General features: G+C 64.2%; 27 protein-coding genes. 10 read left to right on the top strand and 17 right to left on the bottom strand.

All coding sequences use genetic code 11. The features are described from left to right. Positions 1–577: 577 nt before the first annotated feature. The 6 genes from GY791_02185 to GY791_02160 form a co-directional block, all read right to left on the bottom strand. Complete coding sequence (locus GY791_02185; protein ID MCP4327232.1) at positions 578–2002, bottom strand: phenylacetate--CoA ligase family protein; 1425 nt, start codon at positions 2000–2002, stop codon at positions 578–580. A 7-nt stretch (positions 2003–2009) separates the two neighbouring features. Next, the gene (locus tag GY791_02180) at positions 2010–4577 is read right to left on the bottom strand and encodes an AMP-binding protein (GenBank protein MCP4327231.1); all 2568 of its coding nucleotides are present in this window, start codon (positions 4575–4577) and stop codon (positions 2010–2012) included. 403 nt (positions 4578–4980) lie between these two features. Continuing rightward, entirely contained in the window at positions 4981–5361 is a 381-nt protein-coding gene (locus GY791_02175) for a hypothetical protein (protein MCP4327230.1), read from the bottom strand. A gap of 189 nt (positions 5362–5550) precedes the next feature. Further along, positions 5551–6426 carry an alpha-L-glutamate ligase gene (locus GY791_02170; GenBank protein ID MCP4327229.1) on the bottom strand — a complete coding sequence of 292 codons (876 nt, stop codon included), beginning with the start codon at positions 6424–6426 and terminating at the stop codon, positions 5551–5553. After that, positions 6423–7100 (bottom strand): hypothetical protein, encoded by a 678-nt coding sequence (locus GY791_02165; GenBank protein MCP4327228.1) that lies wholly within the window; start codon positions 7098–7100, stop codon positions 6423–6425. Before GY791_02165 ends, GY791_02170 begins: the two co-directional genes overlap by 4 nt. A 31-nt stretch (positions 7101–7131) precedes the next feature. Continuing rightward, positions 7132–9153, bottom strand: a complete 2022-nt coding sequence (locus tag GY791_02160) for a hypothetical protein (protein ID MCP4327227.1) — start codon at positions 9151–9153, stop codon at positions 7132–7134. Between the two features lie 299 nt (positions 9154–9452). Here GY791_02160 and GY791_02155 point away from each other — a divergent pair, with 299 nt between their 5' ends. Continuing rightward, complete coding sequence (locus GY791_02155) at positions 9453–10232, top strand: class I SAM-dependent methyltransferase (GenBank protein MCP4327226.1); 780 nt, start codon at positions 9453–9455, stop codon at positions 10230–10232. 72 nt (positions 10233–10304) lie between these two features. On the opposite strand, the gene GY791_02150 is transcribed toward GY791_02155, so the two are convergent. Then, positions 10305–11258: a cyclase family protein gene (locus GY791_02150; GenBank protein MCP4327225.1), complete on the bottom strand. Its 954-nt coding sequence runs from the start codon at positions 11256–11258 to the stop codon at positions 10305–10307. Between the two features lie 154 nt (positions 11259–11412). Beyond that, complete coding sequence (locus GY791_02145) at positions 11413–12609, bottom strand: DegT/DnrJ/EryC1/StrS family aminotransferase (GenBank protein ID MCP4327224.1); 1197 nt, start codon at positions 12607–12609, stop codon at positions 11413–11415. A 148-nt stretch (positions 12610–12757) separates the two neighbouring features. Between GY791_02145 and GY791_02140 the strand changes: the two genes are divergently transcribed. Further along, on the top strand, positions 12758–13747 hold the full coding sequence (locus GY791_02140; GenBank protein MCP4327223.1) for a glycosyltransferase: 990 nt from the start codon (positions 12758–12760) through the stop codon (positions 13745–13747). Between the two features lie 14 nt (positions 13748–13761). Next, entirely contained in the window at positions 13762–14739 is a 978-nt protein-coding gene (locus GY791_02135; protein MCP4327222.1) for a hypothetical protein, read from the top strand. Here GY791_02135 and GY791_02130 read toward each other — a convergent pair. The 4 genes from GY791_02130 to GY791_02115 form a co-directional block, all read right to left on the bottom strand. Further along, positions 14736–15518, bottom strand: coding sequence for a CoA-transferase (locus GY791_02130; GenBank protein ID MCP4327221.1), 783 nt, complete (start codon positions 15516–15518; stop codon positions 14736–14738). The two genes, GY791_02135 and GY791_02130, sit on opposite strands and share 4 nt — an antisense overlap. After that, complete coding sequence (locus GY791_02125) at positions 15505–16446, bottom strand: CoA transferase subunit A (protein MCP4327220.1); 942 nt, start codon at positions 16444–16446, stop codon at positions 15505–15507. Before GY791_02125 ends, GY791_02130 begins: the two co-directional genes overlap by 14 nt. A 104-nt stretch (positions 16447–16550) precedes the next feature. Beyond that, positions 16551–17258, bottom strand: a complete 708-nt coding sequence (locus GY791_02120) for a DUF899 domain-containing protein (GenBank protein MCP4327219.1) — start codon at positions 17256–17258, stop codon at positions 16551–16553. 69 nt (positions 17259–17327) lie between these two features. Continuing rightward, positions 17328–17942 (bottom strand): TetR/AcrR family transcriptional regulator, encoded by a 615-nt coding sequence (locus GY791_02115; GenBank protein ID MCP4327218.1) that lies wholly within the window; start codon positions 17940–17942, stop codon positions 17328–17330. 99 nt (positions 17943–18041) lie between these two features. Here GY791_02115 and GY791_02110 point away from each other — a divergent pair, with 99 nt between their 5' ends. The 3 genes from GY791_02110 to GY791_02100 all read left to right on the top strand — a co-directional run bounded on the left by GY791_02110 (position 18042) and on the right by GY791_02100 (position 20546). After that, positions 18042–18668, top strand: coding sequence for a glutathione S-transferase family protein (locus GY791_02110; protein ID MCP4327217.1), 627 nt, complete (start codon positions 18042–18044; stop codon positions 18666–18668). 41 nt (positions 18669–18709) lie between these two features. Next, positions 18710–19120, top strand: a complete 411-nt coding sequence (locus GY791_02105) for a hypothetical protein (GenBank protein ID MCP4327216.1) — start codon at positions 18710–18712, stop codon at positions 19118–19120. Positions 19121–19223: 103 nt separating this feature from the next. Further along, positions 19224–20546, top strand: a complete 1323-nt coding sequence (locus tag GY791_02100) for a uracil permease (protein ID MCP4327215.1) — start codon at positions 19224–19226, stop codon at positions 20544–20546. Positions 20547–20760: 214 nt separating this feature from the next. Here the strand turns inward: GY791_02100 and GY791_02095 are convergent, their stop codons facing one another. Then, the gene (locus tag GY791_02095; GenBank protein MCP4327214.1) at positions 20761–21081 is read right to left on the bottom strand and encodes a hypothetical protein; all 321 of its coding nucleotides are present in this window, start codon (positions 21079–21081) and stop codon (positions 20761–20763) included. Further along, the gene (locus GY791_02090; protein ID MCP4327213.1) at positions 21078–21653 is read right to left on the bottom strand and encodes a hypothetical protein; all 576 of its coding nucleotides are present in this window, start codon (positions 21651–21653) and stop codon (positions 21078–21080) included. Before GY791_02090 ends, GY791_02095 begins: the two co-directional genes overlap by 4 nt. Positions 21654–21947: 294 nt before the next feature. Here GY791_02090 and GY791_02085 point away from each other — a divergent pair, with 294 nt between their 5' ends. Beyond that, a complete protein-coding gene (locus tag GY791_02085; GenBank protein ID MCP4327212.1) occupies positions 21948–22505 on the top strand; it encodes a hypothetical protein in 558 nt (185 codons plus the stop codon). Next, on the top strand, positions 22502–22648 hold the full coding sequence (locus tag GY791_02080; GenBank protein MCP4327211.1) for a hypothetical protein: 147 nt from the start codon (positions 22502–22504) through the stop codon (positions 22646–22648). The genes GY791_02085 and GY791_02080 overlap by 4 nt, the downstream gene beginning before the upstream one ends. A 134-nt stretch (positions 22649–22782) precedes the next feature. On the opposite strand, the gene GY791_02075 is transcribed toward GY791_02080, so the two are convergent. Continuing rightward, positions 22783–22989 carry a hypothetical protein gene (locus GY791_02075; GenBank protein MCP4327210.1) on the bottom strand — a complete coding sequence of 69 codons (207 nt, stop codon included), beginning with the start codon at positions 22987–22989 and terminating at the stop codon, positions 22783–22785. A 101-nt stretch (positions 22990–23090) separates the two neighbouring features. Between GY791_02075 and GY791_02070 the strand changes: the two genes are divergently transcribed. Then, entirely contained in the window at positions 23091–23282 is a 192-nt protein-coding gene (locus GY791_02070) for a hypothetical protein (GenBank protein MCP4327209.1), read from the top strand. A 15-nt stretch (positions 23283–23297) separates the two neighbouring features. Here the strand turns inward: GY791_02070 and GY791_02065 are convergent, their stop codons facing one another. Beyond that, on the bottom strand, positions 23298–24311 hold the full coding sequence (locus tag GY791_02065; GenBank protein ID MCP4327208.1) for a 1-aminocyclopropane-1-carboxylate deaminase: 1014 nt from the start codon (positions 24309–24311) through the stop codon (positions 23298–23300). 348 nt (positions 24312–24659) lie between these two features. Between GY791_02065 and GY791_02060 the strand changes: the two genes are divergently transcribed. Beyond that, positions 24660–24881, top strand: coding sequence for an amino acid permease (locus GY791_02060; protein MCP4327207.1), 222 nt, complete (start codon positions 24660–24662; stop codon positions 24879–24881). Between the two features lie 8 nt (positions 24882–24889). Here the strand turns inward: GY791_02060 and GY791_02055 are convergent. Further along, the coding region (locus GY791_02055) for a transposase (protein MCP4327206.1) at positions 24890–25013 on the bottom strand (124 nt) is incomplete at its 5' end.

Raw genomic sequence — 25013 nt, 5'->3', positions numbered from 1 at the left:
TTCGGCACGGCCGTTTCGAATGGCGCTCTTATGCCCTATTCGCCGGAAAGGAGCCAGCGGCGTCTCGGCGGAGGGCGACCCTACCGACTCCTATAGTTTATTGTCGCACCGCCACATAGCGGCGTACCGGCCCCGACGGGCCGGTCCCAAAGCCGATCTCTCACTCGGCGGTGATGCGCCGGCCGGCGAAGTCGATGTCGAAGATCCGGGTCGGCGCTTCGGTCGTATCGAGTGCGTTCTGGCCGACGGCAAATTGTTGGCCGGCGTAGGAGCCCGCCACCTTCTGACCGGGATATACGGAAAGACCGGCACACATCGCTCATGCCCTCGCCATCTAACAAACGGGCAACAAATCGTAGACGTTCTTGCATTGCCGAACTCGCTTTTCCACGGCATCAACACCCCCGGCGCAAAACCCGAAAGTGTCACCTATGTTTCAGGTTGGGCCAAAAATTGGGCGCTCAGCCATATTCGGGCAGTCCGGTCCTGGTTCGTTGTTGTTTCCGCACGCGGACCTTTCGGCGCCATATGGGATCTCAACCAACAGAGAGCTGCCTTTCGGGCTGTCCCTACGCCGTCATTCAATGGATGAGTCTTGCCGGTCGGGTGGCCTCGATGAGGAGAGGACGAGCTTTACCTTTCCCATCCGTTCAATCGGCCGCTCGATGGTGTCAACGATATCCACGTGCACCATCGGCTTTGCCACGCCGGCAGACTTCAGGCTATTGCTCAGTCGATCGATCGTCGTTCGCCTAAGCCGCTCCTGATCGGCTCCCTCGCGCGGCACGATTCGCACGCCGACGGCGCCTTGCTTTTCAATGACTTGGTACTGCCGAATATCGGTCAAGGTCTCCATGGCATCATAGAAATGAAGGGGATGAACGGCGATCCGATCTGTGCCAAGGCCGGCCAGATAGATAATGTCGTCGTTGCGGCCGCCGATCTTCGAGACATTCCGAAACGGTCGCCCGCAGGGACACGGTTTCGCATCGATCGTGATCATGTCCGACACTTCATAGCGAATCAGCGGTTGGGTGTAATTGTAGAGATTGGTCAGCAAGAGCTTGTGTCCCGACGTGCCAGCGGGGACAGGCCGGTTGTGCTCATCGACGACCTCGGCGATGAACAGGTCCTCGAAGAGATGGACTCCTCGACGCAGCCCGCAGGCGCATCCGCAATTGGGGTGCTCGCTCAAGCCATAGTGGTCAAAGGGCGGCTCCCCCCATGACTGTTGTATCACCGCAGCCATATCGGCCGTCAGGACTTCGCTGTGTGTCGAGACGACTCGTGGCTGGATTCGCAGGCGGCCGAGCAACTGCTCCTGTGCGAGCAGTGCCGCGACCGACGGGTAGGGCAGCAGCACTTCCGGCTGGAAATCGTTCAAATCATCGACAAGCGTGGCGATGGCGGTCGTGGCGTCCAAACAGAGCATCTTGTACAGCCCGAAGTTGCCGCTGGCGGACAGTCTGTAGCTGACATGGGCCGGATTGTGGGCGCCGATCGTGGCGATGCGCACGCGCTTGGGAAACCGCGGCGAGACGCTGATCATATGCTGCCAGCGGAGCGTGTCCGCGAGCACGATGCTCCACTCACGGCGGCTGTAGCTGAATATGCCCGTCAATCCCGTCGTTCCGGATGTGCTCAGGGCGCGGTACTCGTCGAGATACAGGGCATCGCCCTCGGCGCTTTCCAGGTGCGCGCGAAGGTCATCAAGCCGAATCCTTTCGTCGGTTACAAGGCGGTCGAAGTTGTCCATCACCATCGGCTTGTTGATGATGGGCAAGGCATCAAGCGGCGGCACCTCATCACCGGCGAGGTCCCTATATAGGTCGCGGTAGAACGGCGAGTGGGCCATAGCATAACGAACCAGTTTGTCGAGTTCTCGGTGTTGATGACGCGTCAGCTCTTCGCGCGACCAACGCTCCCGCGAAATCAGCATCCGACTAAAGCGCACCGCATTTAGCGCGTCCCCGTAGCGTTTGAGCTGTGCCAGTAACGCCACCGCTGATCTAAGCTCCCTGGTCGGTCTTGCGCCGGTATAGGGCCGCGACCGAGTTTCGCAGGGCGGCCGCGAGATCGATCGGTTCGGCTGCCTCTCCCGCCGACTTGGAGAGCTCGGCGATGCCGAGGGGCGCCCCGAAGCGTATCCTGATGCGCGTGAGGCGCGGGAGCCGGCGTTGACGGGGCAGGGCCTCAAAGGACCCCTCGATCAGGACCGGAACGACGGGCGCGCGGGTTTCTCGGAGCAGCCAGCCGACCCCGGGCTGGAATGTCTGCAGTTCGCCCGTCGGCGAACGCCACTCCTCGGGAAACCAGGCCAGGATTTTCCCCCGTTTGAGAACTTCGGCGGCAAGCGAAAGGCTGGCAGCCGGCAGCCGTCCATCGACCGGGAAGACATGTGCTGCGCGGAGGAAGGGACGCAGCCAGCGGACCCCGAAGAGCCGTCCCGCATCGCCGCTCCAGTAGAGGCGACGCGTGATCCTCCATGGCAACGCGGCGGCGAGGACCGAGGGGTCGAGGTCGCTCGCGTGATTGGGGGCGATCACCAATGGACCGTCATCGGGAAGGTGTTCGAGGCCGCTGGTCTCGAGACGAAACAGGACGCGCACAAGGATCCGGTTCAAGCCGTGGAGGAGGCGGGTCACGACGCGTGTCACGGTGCCGGTCGGCTGGAGCCAGCGTGTCGCCGCATCGGCTTCCACCGGAGAAGGTGCTCCTTCCGTTGGACGCTCGCCCTCAGCCCGTCTCCGCGATGCGAGATGAAGCAGATCGCGTACGGTCGAGACCTCGGATCTGACCGCCTCGTCGAGTCTCAGGCCCAGCCGGCTTTCCGCGTCGAGCGCCAATGCCATCCATTCGAGCGAATCGATTCCAAGGTCGAGCTCCAGATCGGCATCGGGCGTGAGCCTGTCCGCGGGATAGCGACGGGCGAGGAGGCCCCAGACGGCGCGAGCCGCTGGGACTTTCAAGAGCGCTTCGTCCGCTTGGGAGGGTTCGGACCGAACCGATGCTCGGACCTCCGCGAGGGCTTGCTCGTAAAGTTCCGGCAGCAGGTGGCGCCGGAATTTGCCGAGGCGGGTCCGCGGCAGGGGTGAATCGGCGATCGCGAAGCCGGAGAGCCGCTGGTAGGAGGGCAGGCGCTGGCCGATATCTTTCAACGTCACCCGGAGAACGTCCTCGACACGCGAAAAGCCGTCTGCACGAATGGTCGCCACATTGGCCTCGACGAGAGCGGCCAAGGCTCCGTTTCTCTCGAGCAGGGCGATTGCTTCGATGTATGGGCTGTCACTGTAGGCCTTTTCCAGTTCCTCCGGATAGACGTTCTTGCCGCCGCCGAGGACGATCACCTCCTTGGCGCGACCGGTGACATAAAGATAGCTGTCTTCGTCAAGGTATCCGAGGTCGCCGCTCCGAAACCAGCCATCTTCGGTAAAAACTGCACTGTTGGCCTCGGCCGCGTCGGCATAACCGTCGAAGACACTGGGACCTTTGAGCTGAATCTCGCCGATGCCGAGGTCGTTCGATTCGGCGATGCGGATACGGCCTTGCCCGAGCGCGCGGCCCTCGCTTTCCATGCGCTCACGCCCCGGTAGATTGCCCGTAAAAATCGAAGCGGTTTCCGCAAGGCCGTAGCCGCTACGCACGTCGAATCCCAGCGCAATCAGCTGCCATAGCACGGCCGGCTCGAGGTGCGCCCCGCCGCTCACAAGGAGCCTCAAGCGCGGCCCGATGCCCTTGCGAATCGGCTGAAAGAGCCATTTGCCGATCCGCAGGCCGAGACGACGGTAGGCCAGAATCGAGCCCGAGAGCAGCACTCTGAAGACGCTCGCGACGACCGCCCCCTTTGCAGAGATTCGAGCGGCCACGGCCGTCACCAACGCGGTGTAAAGACGCGGGACGCCGATAATGCCGGAGACGCCAGCCGTTTTCAGGGCATTCACGATATGCGGGCCGGTCGGCGATTCCGGAAAGACGACAGCCGCGCCGCAGGCGAGGGTCGTGAACAGTCCGATCACCTGCGGATAGGCGTGGTGAAGCGGCAGCGGTAAGAGGACGCGATCACCCGGCTCGATGAGTTGCTCGACGACAAGCGCGCCGACATTGGCCCAGACGTTGTTCGAAGACAGAGTGAAGCCCTTGGGCTTGCCGGTCGTGCCGGACGTATAAACCAGCATCATTGGCGCGTCGGCATCAAACCGCGGCAGCGGCTCCGCTTCGCGAGCGAGGAGTGTACGCCAGGATCGCGCCGGTTGGGACGCTTCGGTTGCCGCGTCGAGCCGCCAGATCTCGAGGTCGCTGTCAGCATAGCGTTCCCGCAGGGACGCCGCGTGGGCCCCGCTGCAAAAGACAAATCGGCAGTGACTTCGTTGGAGGATCGCGCCGATCTCCTGGTCCGTCGCAAGATCGTCGATCGCCACCAAGACCGCGCCACCGGCTCCGAGCGCAAGTCGGACGATCACCCAATCGAGCGAGTTCGGCCCGATCATTGCGACTCGCACGCCGGGACCTATGCCGAGGTCGATGAGACCGGACACGAGGCGACGCGTTTCGTCGGCGACATCGGCGAACGTCGCCATCCTCGCCGTCCCGTTTTGGACCGATATGATTGCAGGAAGGCCGCCGCGCGCGCCAAAGCCGTCAATGAGCGTTTGGATCGTCCACGGGGTACCTGCGCGGACAGTTCGCGCATCGGCCGCCGCCGTCGAATGCTCCGGAGGCTCGGGGGAGACTTGTGTCACCAAAACGACTCCATTGAGCCGACGTTTCCCAGATGGCCCCCCAATTCAGGCCAGACGGAAGCCGTTTCCGCGCCATCCGCCAACCATGAACGACAGTGGCGCTCACGCCTCAGCCAACGGCCAAGATCCAGCCTCAGAATGCCAGCTTTCGGGTCACCCATCGGGTGAGTCATGCCAATACCCGAAATCAGTCTATAACATTCTGATACTTATGATAGAATCACGCCCCGAAATCGTCAAATCATGGCTCTATCCGGGATATACGGGTCTCAAACTTCCCGGACACCGGTTCGCCAAATTTCAGCTCATAGACAATGACGGCCGATCCGACGGGCTCTCCATCATCGAGCTCGTAGGCGAAGTCGACGACCCGCGCCGTGACGGTGTCGGGGCCGGTCTGCTCCCACGCTCCCTTGCCGCTGGTAAACCCGATCAGAGGCTGCTGATCGCTCACTTGGGTTATGTTGCCGCCGCGGTCGAGCGATAGGATCCGCTGGTAGCCATCATCCTGGATCACGAGGTAGGCGCCCTCGATCGTGATCGCCGAGCGGTCGTTGGCCGCGGCACCGGTCACGCTCACAACGGCGAAGATGAAGCAAAATATCCAGACCACTCGCTTCATGATTGCATTCTCCTTCCAATCCCGATTGCCACCTATCACGCAGTCGAGTGTAGGGAGCTTCGCGCCCCTCCGCAACATGGCGAACCGATGGTTGCGGACCTCGAACCGGGGATTCGGGCCTCGAAATGTAACTGTAGCACCCGTAACCGGCCATGACGCGATACCGCCACCCCGACCTTTGATGCGAGGCTAGGGCCGGCCGATGAGCTCAGCCGCGATCGCGGCGGCGATGGGGTGACCGGTGGCGCCCTCATACCAGGTAAAGCCGGGCGACGGGTTGACCTCGAAGCAGACCCACGAGCCTTCGGGTGTCAGCCGCAGATCCACGCCGGCCAGCCGCAATCCCATGCCGTGCGCCAAGTCGACGATGCGCCGCCCGATCGCCACCGGTAGCTCGAGGGCCGAGAGCTCCGCCGCTTCCCCCTCTGCAGCGTAACGATAGTCGCTGGCCGACGAGCGCACCGCGCAGGCAAACCACCGGTCGCCGACGACGTGGACACGCACGTCGATACCGTCGACCCAGGCTTGCAGCTGGACCGGGCCGGACCGGACGCGGTCGAGCCGCGCCTCGTCGCCTTCTTCCAGTGTCGCGACGATGCTTCGAATGCCGCTCAGCGATTTATAGACGATACGGCCGTGTTCGCGGAGGAACGACCGCGCCGCCTCGGAATCGGTCGTCAGCAGCGTTGGCGGAACGTCGAAGCCGGCCTCGGCGATCAATCTTAGCTGGTAGGGTTTGGCGTGGTTGGAGAGGCCCGCGGCCGGCCGGTTGAGGACGCCCTGCGGCAGCCCCGAGGCGAGCGTAATCAAAGCCTGAGCCGTCCGAGCAGGGGCGCCCGCATCGGGCTCGCCGGGCCGGAGATAAAAACCTTGGATCTCCGAAATTTCGATTCTGCGGCCCTTCACTTCGAGCCAGCCGGCGATAACGGGACCGAAAACGAAGTCGAACGCGATTTCGCCCAGTGCGGAATCGTCGAAATGGACCAGGGTCGCGGCCTGTGCCTTGAGCGCAGTGACGACGCGCGCGACCGGAGCATCGTCGAGCGATCCCCAGACCAGGATCATTCGGTTCCAGTCCTGTTCATGAGAAGGCGGCCGAGCGCCGTCGCGGCGCTTGCGCCCGGCGGGCTGTCACAAGTTACCCCGAGGATGCGGCGCCGGCGGTCGAAGGCGACCGCCGCCCACGCCAGTCCGACCGCCCCGGCAACCGCGCGCGCCGCCTCGATGACTTTCTTGGGACCGCGCCCGAAGACGTCGTCCCCGACGACTTCAACATAGTGCGTTGCCTGCGGTGGCCGCCGCCGTCGCGGTGCGCTGGTGATGCGGTAGGGGTAGGGTTCGAAGCCCAGCCTCAGCGCCTCCGCGGTCCAGCGTTCGGGCCGCAAGGCCTCGCCGCCGAAGGCGCCGTCGAACACCGGATTGACGACCCGCGCGCCGGTCGCCGATAAAATCAGGGCCAGGAATGCCCGACACTCGGTGGCGAGAAATTTTCGGTCGTCGGTATGGGTGGTCACCAACTCTTCCGGATAAACGGTCGAGCGACGGACAAAAACGCCCGAAACGTGGTCATCCGGTACTATTCGCCCGTCAACCACCCATAGCGGCACCTCGGCGCGGCCGACATGCCACCGCCAACCCGGCCGGACGAGATCTTCCGCGGCACAAAGGCGGGCATCCGGCCACGACGCGACCAACCCCGTCGCCACCGTGTCGTGGCGACTCCCGACGACAACGATCATTCAGGCGGCGGCGCCATGCCCACCCGCCGCATCACTTACCCTTGCTCGGCTTCCTGGCGCGCTTGACCTTTCGACCCTTCGTCGCTCCTTTGCCTTTGCCCTTGTCCGGATGCGAAAGCGTGTGCACCACGTCGCGGAACGCGGCGGCGCTCTTCGATACCGCCAATTCCTTGCGTCCGTCGTTGAAGGCCCGTTTCTCCGCGCCCTTTCGAGCCTGCGCGGCGCTGATCTTCTTGGGGTATATCTTCTCGACGACGACCTTCTTCGGTCTGACTTCCGGACGTTCTTCGGGGCGGATGAAGGCGCGGTCGAGCTCCTCGTGCGCGGCATCCAACTGGGCGGCGAACGTTCTCACCGTTTGCAGCCAGTTCTCCTGGGTCAGTTGGGTTTGGTCGATTTCGTCCCGAAGCTTCCTTTCGATGTCGACCTCGAACCTTTCCTTGCCGGTGTTTTTCTCGCCGATCTCGAATTTCGACTCCTTGATCTCGCCCTTTTCCAGCTTCTCGTTCTTTTCGGTTTTCGGGTCTTTGTCGAGGACTTCCACTTTCTCCGTCTTTTCCTTGACCTCGGCCTTTTCCTTGACCTCGGCCTTCTCCTTGATCTCGGTCTTCTCCTTGATCTCGATCTTGAGTTCCTTGAACCTCTTGAGCGACACCGTCGTGTCACAGGGCTCCGACGGGATTCCGTTGGCGACGACGACCAGCCGGTAGGCGCCGGTCGGGGTTCCATCGGGCACCGTGAAACTGCAGGTATGGATCACCGTTCCGGTCTGCAGCCCCATCGTCGAGAAATCGAAACTGCGGCAATAAACGATGCGTGCGCTCGACTTCGATTCGAGGCGCACGATGGGGTAGTTGGTGGCCTGGGTAGCGTCGTTGCCGTAGTAAATACACTGCGACAGGCCATTGATCTGCCGGCCGGCGAGCGTATAGGTGTTGCCCGGTTCGAGATTACCGGGACAGGTGGTGATCGACGGTCGCCAGCGCGGGTCGTAGGTTCCGTCCGGCGTATAGACCTCGACCTCGATGCTGCCGTCGGCCTGGGCAGCGCCGTCGGTATAGAGCACCTGGCCGGTCGGGAGCATCAGCATGCGTCCCCAAAAAGGGGTGGAAGCCGAGTTCACCGGCAGGGGAACCGCCGCCGTGGTGTCGGTCACCGGGTCGAACTCGAAGAAGAAGGTGGGCGCCTGGAAAGTCGCGGGCGTCGTGATCGGACCCGCCGTGAACAGCACCTTGCCGTTCGGCAACAGCGCCGCCGGCGCGTCGACCGCGCCCAAAGCCTGACCCGGATTGACCTGCGGGATATTGGGTCCCGACGCCCATGTGCCGACCTGGTTGGCGATCGGTGGAAAGGTATAGAGCGCGGTGAAGCCGGTCGCGCCGATGACATAGAGCCGGCCATCGGGGAGCAGCACGGAGGCGCCGATCTCCGAAATGCTGTCGACCAGGACCTGGGGCGTGGCGCCGGCATTGACCCATTGATTGGCGGCGATGATGTACTTCTCCGCGTTGGGCGGGTTCGAGCAATCGACGGCATGGATACTGCCGTCGGGCAACAGCGACCAGCTTTCCTCGCCGACGGTCGAGATCTTGTTGGCGCTCGCGGTCCACGCGTTGGTGGTGGGATTGTAGATCGCGGTACGTCGGGTGCCGACCTCGCCGAGGAAGAAGCGGCCATCGGGCAAGACGCATCCCGGCGCATCGCCGATCCGTGCCCAGCCCGCCGGGGTCGGCAGGTTGGTCCAGCTATCGGCAACGGGGTTGTACATCTCGGCCGCGTTGAGCCAGACCAGGGCGCCGGAGTTGTACTCGCCGCCGGCGACGATCAGCCGGCCGTCACGCAGAATCCCCGACGCATAATAGAGCGGCGCGTTGGTACTGCTCGCCATCGTCGACCAGGTGCCGTTGACATAGTTGCCGTTGGCATCCGGCGTCAGCTTGTACCATTGATTCGTGCTCACGCCCTGCGCCAGCACGGTCCCGTCGGTGAGCAGAAAGGTCGTTTCTACAGGGACTGCAGGCAAATTGTTGAGGGTCGTCCACGTTCCAGCCATGGCAAAAACCTTTGCGCAAGCCGGCACCCGTAGACCTATTAACGATACGCCTTCCGACCGGCCGGAGCAAGCGTTCACCGAAAGTTGCGCGCTTATGAAACCGGTCCCGCAGCACAAGGCCGCTGCGTGACAAATTCCGCCGCCATCATCTAGACTGCGCGGCGGCTTCGCCGCGGGCGGTGCCTCTTTGACGGAGATAAGCAAGCTTCGGCATCGGGCGGGAGGATTCCAGCAATACGCGCAACACCCACTCGCACCATTGTCGTGGTCGCAATAAGAGCGCTGGCGGCGGCCGGATTTTGGCGCTTGGCGCCATCGCCCGGGCCGAGATTACCGGCATGACCAATTTCGCCAAGAAATACGACGAGGTCAGCGATTGGCAGTTCCAAAGGGGTGTTGCGCTGCTCGGTATCGCCGCTCCGGTGAGTGGCGAAACCGTGCTCGATCTTGGTTGCGGGACCGGGCAGTTGTCCTATGAACTGGCGCGCCGGGTTGGCCCCGGCGGGCGCGTTATCGCGGTCGACCCTGATCGCGGGAGATTGGCCGAGGCGCGATCGAACAAGTCGCCGGATCTTGCCAATATCACGTTTGTCGAGGCTTGGGCCGAGGATCTCAGCGAGATCGGCGATGGGACCATTGACCTCATTTTTTCGAACTATGCCTTTCACTGGGTGCCCGACAAGGTCGCCATGATCGCCGAATGGCGGCGCTGCCTCCGGCGCGGCGGCCGCTGCGCCGCCGAATCGGTGGGCGTGCCGGTGCCTTTCCTCGAAGAAGTGGTTCGGGCGATCGGCTCGCCGGGCCGGACCCACCTGAAAAAGGTTTCGTATCCCGGCGAAGCGGAATGGCGGGCCATGTTCGAGCGCCACGATCTGGCGGTCGGCGCCATCGAATGGCCCTATCTCGCCTTCGCATTCGCCGATCTGGCGTCGTTCTTCGACTGGCTGGAGGGCACCACCGGGGGCGATTTCACGCGCGACAGGCTTCCGAACGATATCGACGCCGGTCTCCGATTACGCTTTCCCGGCGATGTGCGCTTCGCCGGCACGGCCCTCAGGGTCATTGTGCGCCGGAGGTGATTGCCGGGTCGTTGCCGGCCTGTGCAAAGGGGCCGGGGCGGGTCCTCGAACCCGCCCCGGCAGCGATCGCTGCTACCACAGGGCGACCGGGTTGATGATCATCTGCACGGTACCCTTGATGCGGGCCTGGCCGAGAACGAACATGAACTCCTTCACTCCTTCCGCGGCCAGACGGCCGGTGTTCATGGTCTCGAGGATGTAGATGCCGTTGTCCCGCAGCAGGACGACGTGACCGTAGAAGACCTTGCTCTGGCCTTCGGGCAGCGGGAACACCTCGACCCCCCAGGTGTCGGCCCCGACCGCCATCACGTTCAGCGATGCCAGGTATTCGGCGGCGCCCACATTGATGCCGGGCTCGCCGCTGACCCACGCCGTGGGGTCCGATTCCAGCATGGCGTCGGTCCACCCGGTGTGCAACAGCACGACGTCGCCTTCGCGAATCTCGACGCCCTGGGCCTCGGCCGCCGCCTTGATGTCGTCGGCACCGAAATCCTCGCCGGCGCCGAGATGGTCCTTGCCGAAATGCTTGGCCATGTCGATCAGGACGCCGCGCGCCACCATCGGCGGGATCTTGTCGACGCTCAGCGCGGTCAGGCCGGTGACGGCGGCGAAGTCCTTCTCGTCGTGGCAGTTGTAATACATGCCGTCCTCGGCGAGGTGGCCGAGGCCGTCGATTTGCGGACCGATGCCGAACCACAATTGGGCGATGTCGTCGTTATAGGTCGCGTCGTAACCCCAGCCGAGACGTTGGCCGCCATGCTGACCGGGCTGGACCACCTGCAGCGCCAGGCTACGCGGCGGAAATGCCGGCGTGTCGGGGCCGATGACGATGCCGAGGGGATGGCTCTCGCCTTTCTTGACCAGCTTGGTCGCCGCCAGAACACGTTCCGGCGTGACATAGTTGGCGGCACCGATCTCGTCGTCGGCGCCCCATTTCGAGGGTTGGCAGTCCTGCGCCAAGGCGGCGCCGGCGCTCAGGGCCAGGGCGGATATCGCGGCGATGATTGCTCTCGATAGGTGTTCCATGAGGTCGCGTCCTCCTCCATTAGATTTGGTTCGAAGCCAAGGTTAGCCGATACGATCCTGCCAGACCAATGCGCGATGGCAAGCCGGCGCCGCTGTGACATTTTTCGGATTACGGCGAACCAGCCGTGGCGGTCAGGCACGAGGGGCGCCGCGCTTACGACAAATCGGCACTGGCCGTGGTTACCGCTTCGACGACGATATCGATTTGCGCATCCGACATGGCCGACCAGACCGGCAGGCTGACCGTCCGGCCGCAGAGACGGTCGGCGGTCGGCACCGGCATGACCACGGCATTGCCGTCGCGCCAAAATGGATGGCGATGCAAGGGCTTGAAGTGCACCGAGCACTGCACGCCGGATCGCCGCATGCGCCGGACAATGGCGGCCGCGGCATCGGGCCGATCCGATTCGAGTCGCACGACGTAAAGGTGCCAGCTCGGAACCGATCCGGCGTCCGCGGTCCCGGCCGGAAGGCGCAGCCGCCCGGCTTCCTCCAATCCGCGCAGCCGCTCTTGGTAACGGGCCGCGATCGCCGTGCGTCGCTGCCGCATGGCGTCGGCGCGCTCGATCTGGGCCAGGCCGATGGCGGCGAGCACATCGGGCAGACTGGCCTTGATGCCGGCGGTCACGACGTCGTAATCGGGAAAAGGGTCGTCGTCTCCCTCGCGCGCAAAGGTGCCGCGATCGATGCCGCACCGTCCCGCCCGCCGCATTTGGTTCCGTAGACCGTCGCTGGCGACCGCGGTCAAACCGCCTTCGGCGGTGGTCACGCATTTCGTGGCATAGGTGCTGAACACTGTGGTTTGCGAATGTTCGCAAGTCCCGAGCGGTCGGCCGCCATAGCAGGCGCCATAGGCGTGGGCGGCGTCTTCGATGAGCGCAACGCCGGCTCCATGCGCGACATTTGCAAGCGCGGCGAGATCGGCCGGCTTGCCGGCGAAATGTGTCGGCACGATGGCCCTGGTGCGCGGCGTGATCGCGGCGGCGACGGCGGCCGCATCGATGTTGAGATCGCTCTCCGCGATATCGACAAAGACAGGCGTTGCGCCGACCAAATGTGCCATCAGTGGCGGTGAGGTGAAGGTCCAAGTCGGAAATATGACCTCATCCCCACGGCCGATTCCGAGCGCCATGAATAGGCTCAAGAATGCGCTGGTCGCGCTGTTGGTGGCGACGATACGCGGATTGCCGACGGCTTCGCCAACGGTCTTCTCGAGCGTCTGCGTTACCGCCCCTTCGATCAGCCAGCCCGACCGCATGACCCGTTCGACGGCGGCAATCTCGGCCGCGGTCAAATCGGGCTGGGCGAAGGGTACGAGGCACGGCGCCCCGATCGGGCTGTCAGGAGGCATGGACCTGCAATATCTGTAACCGTCTTTCGGGCCGGTCGGCCCGTTCAGCGCGCGACTGTCACCGAATTGCCGGGTCCAAGGCAACCGAAATAACATGAACGCTTCATGCCGCCCGAATGCTACCCTTTTCCGGTCAGGCGTCAAAAGGGTGGAACCGCGCCCGTTGCCTCAATTCTCGATCGTCATGCCGATTTACAATTTGGCCCATCTCGTTGCGGATGCGATCGGCAGCGTCGTTGCGCAAACCCATGGCGATTGGGAAATCGTCGTCGTCGACGATGGCTCCACCGACGGCCTCGACGCCAGCCTCGAAGCGTTCGATGACCGCCGCCTGCGGGTCATGTCGGTGCCCCATGGCGGCCTCGACGCGGCACGGCGGACCGGGACCGAGGCCGCCCAGGGCACCTATCTCGTATACCTCGATGCCGACGACCGCTTGTTGCCCTCGGCGCTCGAGCGATTCGCCGCTGCCTTCGAGCGCGACCCGGCGATCGGCGTCGCCTATGGCGACCGGGTGTTTATTGCCGAGGACGGCCGCAGTCTCGGCACGCCGCCGCGCCTCGGCCTGCGCCGGCCCTTCGACGGTCGGGTCTTCAGCCGCGTCGTCGCCGGTTGTCCCTTCGCCGCCGCGTCGCAGGCGGCGATTCGGTTGAGCGCCCTGCGCGACGTCGGCGGTTATCCGGTCGGCCTCGGCAGCTCCAGCGATTGGTATATGTGGTGCCGCCTGGCCGCCGAGGTTCCGTTTGCCTATATCGGCGCTGGCGCGGTCACCCAATACCGGCTTCGCGCCGACAGCCCGGCGCGATCGTGGACCAGCGAACCTGTCGAAAGACCGAACATCGAGCAATTCCGGCAGGTCATCGATGCCATCCATGGAATGCCCGAAATCACTTCGCGATTTCACCCATTGCGCCGCCGCTTGCTACGCCGCCGCAGCGCTGCCCATGCCTATTTCATAAAGGCGCACGAATATCTCCGTGTCCGCAGGTTCGCGGCGGCACGACAATATTTCGGCGCCGGCCTTCGGGCGTGGCCGCTGGAGCCGGCCGCGCTGTTGGGTTTCGTGATGGCAGCGACGAAATTTATGCCGCGGGCGGCTTGGTGCTATGTCGGATACTTGGACAGCGAGCCCGGATGAGGACCGGCCGCTCCATGGCGGAAGCGCGCGCCGCGATGGCCAAAGGATTCGCCGCGGTGATCGTCTACGACCTCAAACTCACGGCCTTGTTGTTGGTGCTCTGGCCGCTCGCCTGGCTGGTGCCGCCCAGACAGTTCGACGCCCTCGCGGGGCGCCTCGTTCGCCTGTTGGCGCAGTTCTATCGAAGCGATCGCCAATTCTTGAAGGAGCGCATGGCGGCGGTCGCCGGCGACCGGATCGAGCCGGCGCGCCGCGCATTGATCGTGGCGACGCAGCGGCGTTTGCTCCTCCGCGATGCGATGTTGGTCCTGCGCGCGAACCGGCCCGGCGCCGATCGCCCCGCTGTCGGATTCGAGGGCCTCGACAATTTGCAATCGGCGATCGATCGGGATCGCGGTGTCATCTTGTGGGATGGCTATTTCGCGCAGCACGAAATCGTCATTGCGTCAGGCATTTCGGCGGCGGGGTGCCGGCCGTGCGTAGTTCGCGTCGAAACACACGGGTTTTCATCATCGGCCTTCGGCGTGCGAGTCCTCAATCCGATCCACCGACGGGCGGTCGAAAGATACTGCGACTACATCGTTCTCGACGACAAGCCGGCGGCCGGCATTCGCGCGATCAAGGCGGCGCTCGATGCCGCGCGCATCGTCGTCTTGATCGCGAGCCCGTGGGGCGGTCGGAATACCGTTTCGGTTCCGTTTCTCGATGGCGCGCTTTCGATCGTGCCGGGAGCGGCGAAACTCGCCGCTTCGACCGGTGTGCCGGTGCTGCCGGTCTGCAACTACCTCGACCCGGAACGCGGTCGAGATCACGTCGTCATCGGATCGCCGTTAAACCCTCCTGCCGGTTCCGAACCGGGCCCATCTCCCGAAGACCTGCTAGGCGCATTCGTGGCGTGGTTGGAAACGGCCGTATTGGCGAGGCCGGACCAATGGCTCGGTTGGCCTTACGTCGGCGAACGGCACTCGGACCGCACCGCAACGGAGCCTTAACTCCGCCAGAAACCTTCCTTGTCGATGTGATGGAGCGCGTCGAGTTCGACCTTGGTCGGCGGCATGGTTTCGCACAACTCGGGCACCGATTTGAGCGCCCAGCCGGTGTTCTCGCGCACTTCCTCGGCCGTATGGCCGGGATGAACCGAGGCCAGGTGAAGCTCGTTCTTCGCTCCGTGAGGGCGCAGGACGGCGCGGTCGGTGATCACCACTGCCGGCCCGCCGCCGGGTAGCCCGGCCCGGGCCCGCGCGTCGCCGCCGTCGAGGAAGCCCGGCGACGTAATGTAGCCGACACGCTCGACCAGGCGGTGCTTCTGGTGGTTGATGACGACGATCAGCCGTTCGGCCATGGCGGCGATGTCGGGGGCGCCGCCGGAGCCCGGCAGCTTTACCTTGGGTGCGTCGATGTCGCCGATATAGGAGGTGTTGATGTTGCCGAAGCGGTCGATCTCGGCGCCGCCGATGAAGCCGGCGTGGATACGGCCGCCGCTGAGCAGCCCCATGATTTGGATCAGTCCGGTGGTCCACGCCGCGCCGAGCTGGTTGGGGCCGTCGCACATGGTGTAGAGCATGCCGTCGGCGGGGTCGTAGCGGGCGACCCCGCTCTCGAACAGGCCGACCGCGTTCGGCGCATGGGTCAAGCGGGCGACGCCATAGGCAGTGATCGGCAGCCGCATGCCGACGAAAATGCGCTCCTCGTCCTTGATCTCGCGCGCCGCGGCGATGATCATCAGTTCCTGGGTCGAATAGTCCGACAACGCCGTGTCACTCCGTCGCATAGTTGGCGGGCGCCGAGGGCGCGTCACCGAGAATGCGCAGTTCCTCGAGCTGACCGCCCAGCTTGGTGCGGTAGGCTTCGTGGTCGGGCAGGTCGCGCACCCATTCGTCGCACCAGCGATCGAAGCTCTCGGGATCGCGGGTTTCCTTGTGATAGTCGTGAAAGAAGGCGTTGTCCCGTTTCCAGCGCCCGATCAGCGGCGCCGGATGGCAGGCGGCCGGAACATGGCACACGGCGTTGACGCCGAAGCCGGGTATGAGCACCCGGCTGGGATCCGAGGCGATGACCTCCGGTTCGACGATCTCGTCGGCAAGCACGATGATCTTTTCGGCCGCGATCGACGCTTCCTGGGTCAGGCCGGTCGAACCCCAGATGTGGGAATTGCCAAAACGGTCGGCGCGCTGCACGACGAGGAAGGCGATATCGGGCTTCAGCGCCGGGATCAGGGCGACCGGGTCCGGTTCTTCCGTGAACGGGTTTTCCGCCAGCCGAATGCGCGGATTCGACTTGATGATGTCGGAACCGAGGATCGATTTGACCGGGATGTAGGGTAGTCCGTAGGCGCCGGCGAAGAACGCCATGCCGATGGTGAAATTCGAGTAGTCGTGGATCTTGATCGGGTGGGGCTGGCCGCCCTCGGCGGCGCGGCGGTAGTTGTGGCCCATACCGCCGGATACGTTGCCGACCCACGCCCCGGTGACTTCGGCGACGCAGCCGGCGCCGATCAGCATGTCGGTGGAAATGTCCGAGATCGGTGCGATCAGGTTGAGATCGCGCCGGCCCTGGCGGATCAATTCGTGGGTGGCGGCGAAGGGGATGGCGTTTTCCAGCGCCGCGCCGAGGACGATGCTGGCGCCGTCGCCGACGAATTGGGAAATGGCGTCGGCGACACTGCAAAGCTTATCGTGATTAATCTTTCCGTCCCCCATTGCCGAGACCGGCGCGCGGATGCGCCCGCGCCGGTTTCCTAGCAAATCCGCCGGCCCGCGACAAACACAACGATCAAGGTGTCGCGCACCGCCCGCGGCGGGCGTCAGTCCTCGTATTGATCGTGGCGGCGCACCCAGGCCATGGGAAAGGACAAATCACCCTCGTCGCGGCCCTTCGGCGCCAGGTCGAGATAATGGTAGGCCGCGTTGAGCATGTCCAAGCCGCGGGCGTAGCACGAATAGGTGTGGAAGATGTCACCCTGGTCGTCTTTGAAAAATACGCTGACGCCCGGCGCCTCGGTGCTCGGGAAGCCGCCGGTCTCGTAGTTGTAGAAGGCGTTCTCCGACTCGATCTCCTCCGGCGTGAACGTGACATTGAAATCACGATTGAAATCGCTGCCCAGCGACGACAGCCACGCGAAGGTCCAACCCATCCGTTGCTTATAGGCGTCGAGCCTTTCGAGCGCCGCGTTGGAGACCGCGACCATGGTGACGTCGCGGTGGGCGAAGTGGGCGACGAACCCGTTGAAACCGTCGGCCCAGAACGAGCAGGCCGGGCAGCCCTCCTCCCAGTCGGGACCGAACATGAAATGCTGGACGATCAGTTGGCTGTGGCCGCCGAACAGATCGGACAATCCCTGTTTGCCGTCGGGGCCGTCGAACAGGTACTGCTTTTCGATCCTGACCCATGGCAGGTCGCGCCGTTCCGCGCTGAGACGATCGCGGAGACGCGTGAACTCCTTCTCCTTGGCGAGGTGTTCCTTGCGGGCCGCGATCCAGTCTTGTTGGGATACGATCTTGGGTGCCGGCATGATGGTTTCTCCTGTGAAGCGATTTGCTGAATCATGGGTGAAGGGGTGCCGCCGTCCGTAGGCCGCCGATCAATCGCGGCCGGGGCTCGTCTGGTCGCCGTACCGTCCGACCGACAACGCCAGGCGTCGCGCTGCGTCGCGCAGGCCGTCGCGCAATCGGGGGTCGTCGACGGTGCGCGCGACGACCATGCCGCCGACGCACAGCACCGCCATCGACAGGGCCTTTTCGTGCCGCCGAGCATCGTCCGGGTCGAGCCCGGATTCGAAGACCCCGACCATGACCTCGAGAAGTTGTTGATAGGCGGCGCGGACGATCGGGCCGCCGCGGGCGACATCCGACGGCAGGGCGATCATCGGGCAATGATGTTCGACGTCGTCCAAATGCTGCTGCGACAAATAGGCCTCGACCATCTGACGGGCGACTGACCTGCCCGGGGCCTTGAAATCGAGCTCGACACCGTCCCAGCGCTCGGCCGGGTTGCGCCCGGCATAGCTCGCCACCGCCTCGCCATAGAGCGCGTCCTTGGTCTTGAAATGGTTGTAGAAGCCACCCCGCGTGAGGCCGGCGCTGGCCATGATCTCGTCGATCGTCACCTCGGCGAAGCCGCGGCGATTGAACAGGCGGCGCGCGCATTCGACGATTCGTGCTCGCGTTTCTTCTTTGTGTTCAGGACGATAGGGCATGTTTTGCCATCCTTTCGGGTCGATCATAACCGATTTCAGAAAATGTTCTTGAACATATTTTGTGCATGAGCAAGCTCCCTCCAACAACAGGAGGACATCATGAAGTTGTATTACTGCGAGACCTCGAACCCGCGAAAAGCATGTGCCGTCGCCAAGCACCTTGGCTCCCCGGTCGAATACGTGCGTGTCGACCTGCAGAGCGGCGCCCACAAGCAGCCCGGCTACCTCGCCATCAATCCGAACGGCAAGGTCCCCACCCTGGTCGATGGTGATTTCCGGCTCTGGGAGTCGAACGCAATCATGTGCTACCTCGCCGCCAAGGCCGGCTCCGATTTGTGGCCCGGCGACGAACGGCAGATCGATATCATCCGCTGGTTCAATTGGGACACGGCGCATTTTTCGCGTCACGCCAGCACATTCGTGTTTCAGAACGTGATCAAGCCGACCTTCGGTCTCGGCGAGCCCGACCCGTCCGCCGTCGCCGAGGCAACCGAGTTTTTCATTCACTTTGCCGGCGTCCTGAACGGCCATCTCGAGGGCCGCGATTATCTCGTCGGCGATGCGCTCAGCGTGGCCGACTTCGCCGTCGCGTCGACGCTTCCCTCCGCCGACCGTGCCGGATTGCCGCTCGCCGGCTTTCCCGAGATTCGGCGCTGGCACGAGGCGCTGGAGGCGCTCCCCGCGTGGCGCGATCCGTTTCCAAAGAACCTGGCCAAGAGTGCCTAGGGCGCGACACCGGATTTAGGGTCGGACGACAGGAGATTGCGATGAAGACCGTATATGAAAGCCAATTCTATGACTTCGTCCTGGACGAGGATGCCGATGCGCTCGTCTTCCGGTGGAAGCCGGAGGCCCGGACCTTGACCGACAACGACTTCAAGGAAGGTCTCAGCAACTTCGCCGGCTATGGCTTCGAGTTGCGGGTCACCAAGATGGTCGTCGACGTGCGCGACTTCGCTCCGGCTCCCGGTGTGCCCAGCGCCGAGGCAATGGGCCCGTGGCGCTCGCGGGTCGCGGTGCCACGGTACAATCGGGCCGGCATCACCAAATTCGCCTATCTGCGCAACCGCGAGGGCGGCGGCCCGCCGGTCGGCGGCCCGGTGCGTCATGACGGCGAGGATTTCGAAACCGCGGTGTTCGATTCCGAAGCCGAGTTGGCGGCATGGCTCAATTCATGAACGAGCGGGCATCGGCCCGAGGGCGATCCATCTTCGCTAATATATTTCAGTCATGCGGGAGAAAGGGTAGAACGCTCGGACAATAAAGGGCCATGAGGCGACGATGACGAGCGAACCCGCCGATCCAAGGGCCGACCGCGTTCTCGACACCGGCCAACGCCCGCCGCCGCTGCTGTGGGGCCTGCTCGGGTTGCAGCACCTGTTCGCCATGTTCGGCGCGACCGTCCTGGTCCCCTTGCTGACCGGCTTGAGCCCGGCGGTGGCACTGGTGACCAGCGGCCTCGGTACATTGCTCTACATCGCGGTGACCGGCGGCCGCATCCCGGCCTATCTCGGCTCTTCCTTCGCCTTCATCGGACCGATCATCGTCGGCGCTCTCGTCGCCGGCATGCCGGGTGTGCTGTTCGGCGCCTTCTGCGCCGGCCTGGTCTATCTGTGCGTCGCCGTTCTGATTCGCTTGTTCGGCGTCGGCTGGCTGATGCGCCTGCTGCCGCCGGTGGTCGTCGGTCCGGTGATCATGGTCATCGGGCTTGGATTGGCCAGCGTCGCCATCGGCATGGCGACCGACACCGCGGTCGGTGGCGAATACCGCCTCGGCCATTTCCTCGTCGCCCTGTTCACGCTCGGGGCCGTGCTCATCTTCTCGTTGGTGCTCCGCGGTTTCTTCACCGTCATTCCGATATTGACGGGGATCGTTTGCGGCTATGTCCTGGCCCTCATCGTCGGCTTGGTCGACTTCGCCCCGGTGATGGCGGCGCCTCTGATTCGCGCTCCCGACTTCGTGTTTTTCTTCACCGGCCTAACCGCGGCCACCGGCGGCATCCCGTGGCAGGTGCTACCGATCCTGGTTCCGGTCGCGATTGTCACCATCGCCGAGCATATCGGCGATCAGGTCGTCCTCAGCCGGGTGGTCGGGCGTAATTTCCTGGTCAAACCCGGGCTCGCCCGCTCGCTCGCCGGCGACGGGTTGGCGACCATGCTGGCGGCGCTGCTCGGCGGCCCGCCAAACACCACCTACGGCGAGAATATCGGGGTGCTGGCGATCACCCGGGTGTTCAGCGTCTGGGTCGTCGGCCTGGCCGCGGTGTTCGCCGTCGCGCTCGGCTTCGTCGGCACCGTCGCCGCCTTCATCGGCTCGATCCCGGTCGCCGTCATGGGCGGCACCGCTATCGCGCTGTTCGGCATCATTGCCGCTTCCGGCATGCGTACCCTGATCGAGGGCAAGGTCGATCTGGGCGAAAAGCGCAACCTGCTCATCACCTCGGTGATCCTGGTTATCGGCATCGGCGGCGGCGCCCTGAAGTTCGGCGAAAATGCCGAAATTTCGAGCATGGCGCTGGCGGCACTCATCGGCGTGGCCTTGAACGCGGTGTTGCCGGGGCGCGAGACCGCCGGCGACACCGACGCCATCCTCGGCAAGGACTAAGTCGCGGCCGGTTCGGTGGCGTGCTGCTCATCGCCGATGCACCGGGGACCGGGCCGAACCAACCGGGGAAATCCTAGATCCCTTTGAAGCCGACGGCGCCTTCCATTGCCACCGCCGCCGCGGCATCGGCCCGGCGCTGGCGCCGCCGCTGCTGCCAGTGGCCGAGCTGGGCAACCGCGCTACCGTGGAAGGACTCGCGCGCGGGGCCGTAGGGTCAATTCGTCGCCGGCCGCGGCGTGACTTGGGGCGGTCTGCCTCCCGGCGGCCGCGACCCCGGCGGGCGGTTGGGCGGCCGACCGGCGATCGGCTGCACCGGCCGCGGGTTGTACGAGGGCGGCGGGTTCGGCCGACCCGGCGGTCGCGGGTAGGGCCGATAATAGGGATAGCGGTAATAGTGGTTATAGACCCCGGTCCGCATCCAATAGTCGTGATAGTAGGGGTTGTAGGACGTCGTGCCGGCGGTCGTACATGCGGTCAGCACCGCGGTGGCGACGGCAAGCAGGGCGATACGGCAGAGCGCGCGCGTGATCGTCATTGCGCCGCCCCTCCCTGGGCCACCGGACGCAGCGAGCGGACGATGCCGGTGATGGCCTCGCCGTAGACCTCCCACGCCGCTGGCTCGCCGAGATAAAGCGCGGCGCCGATGGTCTCGGGTGCGATCTCGAACAGCACGATGCCGAAGGCCACGTCCTGCTCCTCGCGCCGGCCGGTGCCGCGCACGATGCGCGCCGTCATGCCGTTGATCGTCGTGTCGCGGGTTTCGTCGACATTGGTCTCGTCCATGACGAAGGCGCCGAGGTCGGCGAAGCGCGCAATCGCTTCGTCGAAGCTCTTGACCCGGCGCGCCTGCCAGGCGCCGAACCACAGCACCCGGTCGGCCTCCGGAAACAACGAGACGATGCGCGGCATCGGCGGTTCCGGGACACCTTCCTCGGCCTCCGTTTCAAAGCCGGTGTCGACGACCCAGTTGTCGGGCGCGGCCAAGGTGAAATAGGGACGGCCGTCGAGGACGTAGGTGACCACGATTTCGGCGCTGGCGCCGGGGACCCAACCCAGGCCAAGGCCGGCGGCGACGGCCAAAGCGGCAACGGTGCGTGATATGTTCATCTGCGGCGTCTACCATTGGCTGTGACAAGGCAATGGTGTTTGCATATCACAGCAACGCCGCCGGAACAAACCGGCGGCCGATGAACCCCTACCGCAATGCGCCGCCGACCGAGGTGAAGGAGCCGTCGAGGGATTGGCCGAGACCGCCCACGGCCTCCGTCGTGCCGCCCCCGCCATACCCGTATTCCGCGCCCTTAAGGCCGAGAATGCTACTTTGTTGTGGTAGTATGGTGGTGTGGTGGCAAAAATCGTCCGGCGTCAACAAAGGGCGCCACTCGCTGGGGTCGTGCGTGCATGTCCGAAAATGACGGTCTCGATGCCTACGCCGATGACAACCGGCGGAGCTTTTTCAGCCATTTGCCGATCAAGCTCCTGGTTTATTTTTTTTGCGTCTCAGGCGCCTATTTCTTGGCAATGCAACTGCTGTTCGAATACCTCCCCTCAATCCTCGACGGCTGGATCGATGAGACGCGCTCGGTGACCGACTGGTTCAAGGCCCAAGTGCCGGCCATCGGCCAAATTCAGGAACTACTTGTGGAGAGGGATCGAATCCGCATCGCCGAAGTCACGCCCCTGGTCCAGTCGTCGGCGTGGATCTTTTCGGCCCTGGCCTTGGTCACGATCGCGTTCGGCCTCGAGCCATACGCGCGCTTGGTCGCCTTGGCGGTCTATCGGGCCCCACAGTTCATGCAGCATGGAAAGCTGACGGCGTTCATATCGATTCACCTCTTTCTCATTGGATTTCCCGCATTCGCGATTTGTGCCTATTTCTTTGGTGCGTGCTTGCCATCGCCGGAGGACAAGCTTCATGATCAGTTCTCGCCGTTGGGGGGTGGGCAACCGTCTTTATGATGATTCTCGCCCCGGCGATCGGCGTGAGACTGCTGTTTTGGCTCCGGCCGGAATACGCCAAGGATCTCCTGGACGAAACCCTGCGCACGTACCGGTTCCGGAAAAGGCCGCGCAAGACCAAACCGGTCGTCGACAGGTCGTGATCGGATTGCGCATGTTTCGGGGGAACTTTACGTCGGGAGCACAACGGTCGATGGGCGCCCCGGTCGGAATGCAACGATGGCTACATCGTCCCGCGTCACCACTCCTGCGTCCGGTGGGCCGGTGCAAGTCGCCCTTACCGCAACGCGCCGCCGACCGAGGTGAAGGAACCGTCGAGGGATTGCCCGAGACCACCCGCGGCGCCCGTCGTGCCGCCCGCGCCGTAGCCGTATTCGGCGCTCTCGATACCGACGAGGCCGCCCGCGAAGCTCGCGACTTCCTCATGGAAATAGATGCCGGCGATGGCGACGAGCCCGGCGAGGAGTGCGAATTGCTTGGCCATGTCGGGACCCTCCCAGTGAATGGAGCAACCCTACGCCGGTGTTGGTTAACGAAACCTATTGCTTACACCTTCAACAGGTTTTGATCGCCAACGGACTTGAGGTGCCGAGCAAACCCGGCCAAGCTGCGGCGATGAGGCCGAACCCCCGCAAAGTGATCGGTATCCTTCTCGTCGTCCTCGTCGCCGGCTGGCTCGCCGCTTGCGCGGCGGCGCCCGAAAAGGCGGGCGAGGGTGAGACCGAGCCGCCCAAATGGGGTCCGTGGGTCGAGTTCGGCACCGGTGTCCGTTTGTAGGAGCCCGCCGCGCGCCTATTCGAAGGCGCGGTGGTAGGCGTCGAGCGCCGGCGCCCCGCCGAGGTGGACATAGAGCACCTTGCTGTCCGCGCCGAAGGCGCCTTCGCCGGCGAGCTCGATCAGCCCATGCACCGATTTTCCTTCATAGACCGGGTCGGTAATCATCGCCTCCAACTCGGCGGCCGTGCGGATGGCGTCGATCGTCCCTTCGCTCGGTACGCCGTAGGCGGGGGCGGCGAAACGCGGCTCGACGATGACGTCGTCGTTGCCGATGTCGCGGCCGAGGCCGACCAGTTCGGCGGTCTGGCGCGCGATCTTCATCACCGCCGTCCGCACCATGTCTTCGTCGGCCGCGGTATCGATGCCGATCACCCGCCGCGGCCGGTCCTGGGCCTTGAAGCCGACGACCATGCCGGCCTGGGTCGAGCCGGTCGCGGTGGCCGTGATCACGGTATCGAAGAAGATGCCGAGTTCCGCTTCCTGGGCCGCGACCTCGTCGGCGAAATTGGCATAGCCGAGCCCGCCCAGCGGGTGGTCCGAGGCGCCGGCGGGGATGGCGTAGGGCGTTCCGCCTTCGCGCCGCACCTCGTCGAGGGCGCGCTCCCAGGTTTCCTTGATCGCGGTCGAGAAGCCCTCGCCCTCGAGCACCGTCTTGGCGCCCAACAGCCGCGACAGCAGGATGTTGCCAACCTTGTCGTAGACCGGATCCTCCCAATCCGCCCAGTGCTCCTGGACGAGCCGGCATTTGAGGCCGCAGGCGGCGGCCACGGCGGCGACCTGGCGGGTGTGGTTCGACTGCACGCCACCGATCGAGACCAGCGTGTCGCAGCCCTGGGCGATGGCATCGGCGGCCAGCCACTCCAGCTTGCGCACCTTGTTGCCGCCAAAGGCGAGGCCCGACGAGATGTCGTCGCGCTTGGCCCAGACCTCGACCCCGATCGTCTGCGACAGGCGTTCGAGCTTGTGCAGCGGCGAGGGGAAGAAGGCGAGCCGGCGGCGCGGAAAACGTTCGTCGAGGTTCAGGGCCATAACGGCAATCCTCCTGAAAACGGGGCGGGGTGGCGACGATTGGCCGCGCCGAACCTTAACAAAGCGGCGCTGAAATGTGCTCTCGATTATCCATCCCGGAGCAATACATTCATTGAAAAAATGCCATCTAAAGTGAATATAATTCGATAATTCGAGAAATAATTCGATGAATCTTCGATGATCGAACAGTTAGACCGGATCGACCGCCGCCTGTTGCGCGAGCCGTGGGGCGGCGACGCTTCGGAAATCGACTGCATCCATGTCGATCTGTGGGGTAACCGCCTCGAGCCCGCCTAGTTAGCCTGCCGCAGCTCCGATTGGCACGGGCACCACGGGACCGGAGAATACATCGTGAAACTCAAACGATCGATCGGCCCCCTCGGCCTCACTTTTATCGCCCTCAGCGGTATGCTCGGCTCGGGCTGGCTATTCGTCCCCCTGTTTTTAAGCCAGATGGCCGGACCGGCCGGAATCTTGTCGTGGATGATCGGTGCCGTGGCCGTCCTCATTCTTGCCTTCTGCTATGCTGAGATCGGCGCCCAGATTCCAGTCGCGGGCGGCCTAGGTTGAATCGACATTCATCGCATCCATAGCATAGCGCAAGCGAGTTGGATGAAGCTGATGAAGTAGAGGGCTCTTCTTTCGTATCGGGTCGCGATGTGGCGGAAGTGCTTGAGCTTGTTGAAGCATCGTTCGATCAGG

This window comes from Alphaproteobacteria bacterium, assembly GCA_024244705.1.
In the GTDB taxonomy this organism is placed as follows: Bacteria; Pseudomonadota; Alphaproteobacteria; order JAAEOK01; family JAAEOK01; genus JAAEOK01.
This window is presented reverse-complemented; position numbering and strand designations above follow the sequence as displayed.

Excerpts from the sequence above, each read along its gene's own strand:
- GY791_02180 (MCP4327231.1), bottom strand. The coding sequence starts at position 4,577 with ATGGCGACGTTCGCCGATGTCGCCGACGAAACGCGTCGCCTCGTGTCC.
- GY791_02175 (MCP4327230.1), bottom strand. The coding sequence starts at position 5,361 with ATGAAGCGAGTGGTCTGGATATTTTGCTTCATCTTCGCCGTTGTGAGC.
- GY791_02170 (MCP4327229.1), bottom strand. The coding sequence starts at position 6,426 with ATGATCCTGGTCTGGGGATCGCTCGACGATGCTCCGGTCGCGCGCGTC.
- GY791_02165 (MCP4327228.1), bottom strand. The coding sequence starts at position 7,100 with ATGATCGTTGTCGTCGGGAGTCGCCACGACACGGTGGCGACGGGGTTG.
- GY791_02160 (MCP4327227.1), bottom strand. The coding sequence starts at position 9,153 with ATGGCTGGAACGTGGACGACCCTCAACAATTTGCCTGCAGTCCCTGTA.
- GY791_02150 (MCP4327225.1), bottom strand. The coding sequence starts at position 11,258 with ATGGAACACCTATCGAGAGCAATCATCGCCGCGATATCCGCCCTGGCC.
- GY791_02145 (MCP4327224.1), bottom strand. The coding sequence starts at position 12,609 with ATGCCTCCTGACAGCCCGATCGGGGCGCCGTGCCTCGTACCCTTCGCC.
- GY791_02135 (MCP4327222.1), top strand. The coding sequence starts at position 13,762 with ATGGCGGAAGCGCGCGCCGCGATGGCCAAAGGATTCGCCGCGGTGATC.
- GY791_02130 (MCP4327221.1), bottom strand. The coding sequence starts at position 15,518 with ATGCGACGGAGTGACACGGCGTTGTCGGACTATTCGACCCAGGAACTG.
- GY791_02125 (MCP4327220.1), bottom strand. The coding sequence starts at position 16,446 with ATGGGGGACGGAAAGATTAATCACGATAAGCTTTGCAGTGTCGCCGAC.
- GY791_02120 (MCP4327219.1), bottom strand. The coding sequence starts at position 17,258 with ATGCCGGCACCCAAGATCGTATCCCAACAAGACTGGATCGCGGCCCGC.
- GY791_02115 (MCP4327218.1), bottom strand. The coding sequence starts at position 17,942 with ATGCCCTATCGTCCTGAACACAAAGAAGAAACGCGAGCACGAATCGTC.
- GY791_02110 (MCP4327217.1), top strand. The coding sequence starts at position 18,042 with ATGAAGTTGTATTACTGCGAGACCTCGAACCCGCGAAAAGCATGTGCC.
- GY791_02105 (MCP4327216.1), top strand. The coding sequence starts at position 18,710 with ATGAAGACCGTATATGAAAGCCAATTCTATGACTTCGTCCTGGACGAG.
- GY791_02100 (MCP4327215.1), top strand. The coding sequence starts at position 19,224 with ATGACGAGCGAACCCGCCGATCCAAGGGCCGACCGCGTTCTCGACACC.
- GY791_02095 (MCP4327214.1), bottom strand. The coding sequence starts at position 21,081 with ATGACGATCACGCGCGCGCTCTGCCGTATCGCCCTGCTTGCCGTCGCC.
- GY791_02090 (MCP4327213.1), bottom strand. The coding sequence starts at position 21,653 with ATGAACATATCACGCACCGTTGCCGCTTTGGCCGTCGCCGCCGGCCTT.
- GY791_02085 (MCP4327212.1), top strand. The coding sequence starts at position 21,948 with ATGTCCGAAAATGACGGTCTCGATGCCTACGCCGATGACAACCGGCGG.
- GY791_02080 (MCP4327211.1), top strand. The coding sequence starts at position 22,502 with ATGATGATTCTCGCCCCGGCGATCGGCGTGAGACTGCTGTTTTGGCTC.
- GY791_02075 (MCP4327210.1), bottom strand. The coding sequence starts at position 22,989 with ATGGCCAAGCAATTCGCACTCCTCGCCGGGCTCGTCGCCATCGCCGGC.
- GY791_02065 (MCP4327208.1), bottom strand. The coding sequence starts at position 24,311 with ATGGCCCTGAACCTCGACGAACGTTTTCCGCGCCGCCGGCTCGCCTTC.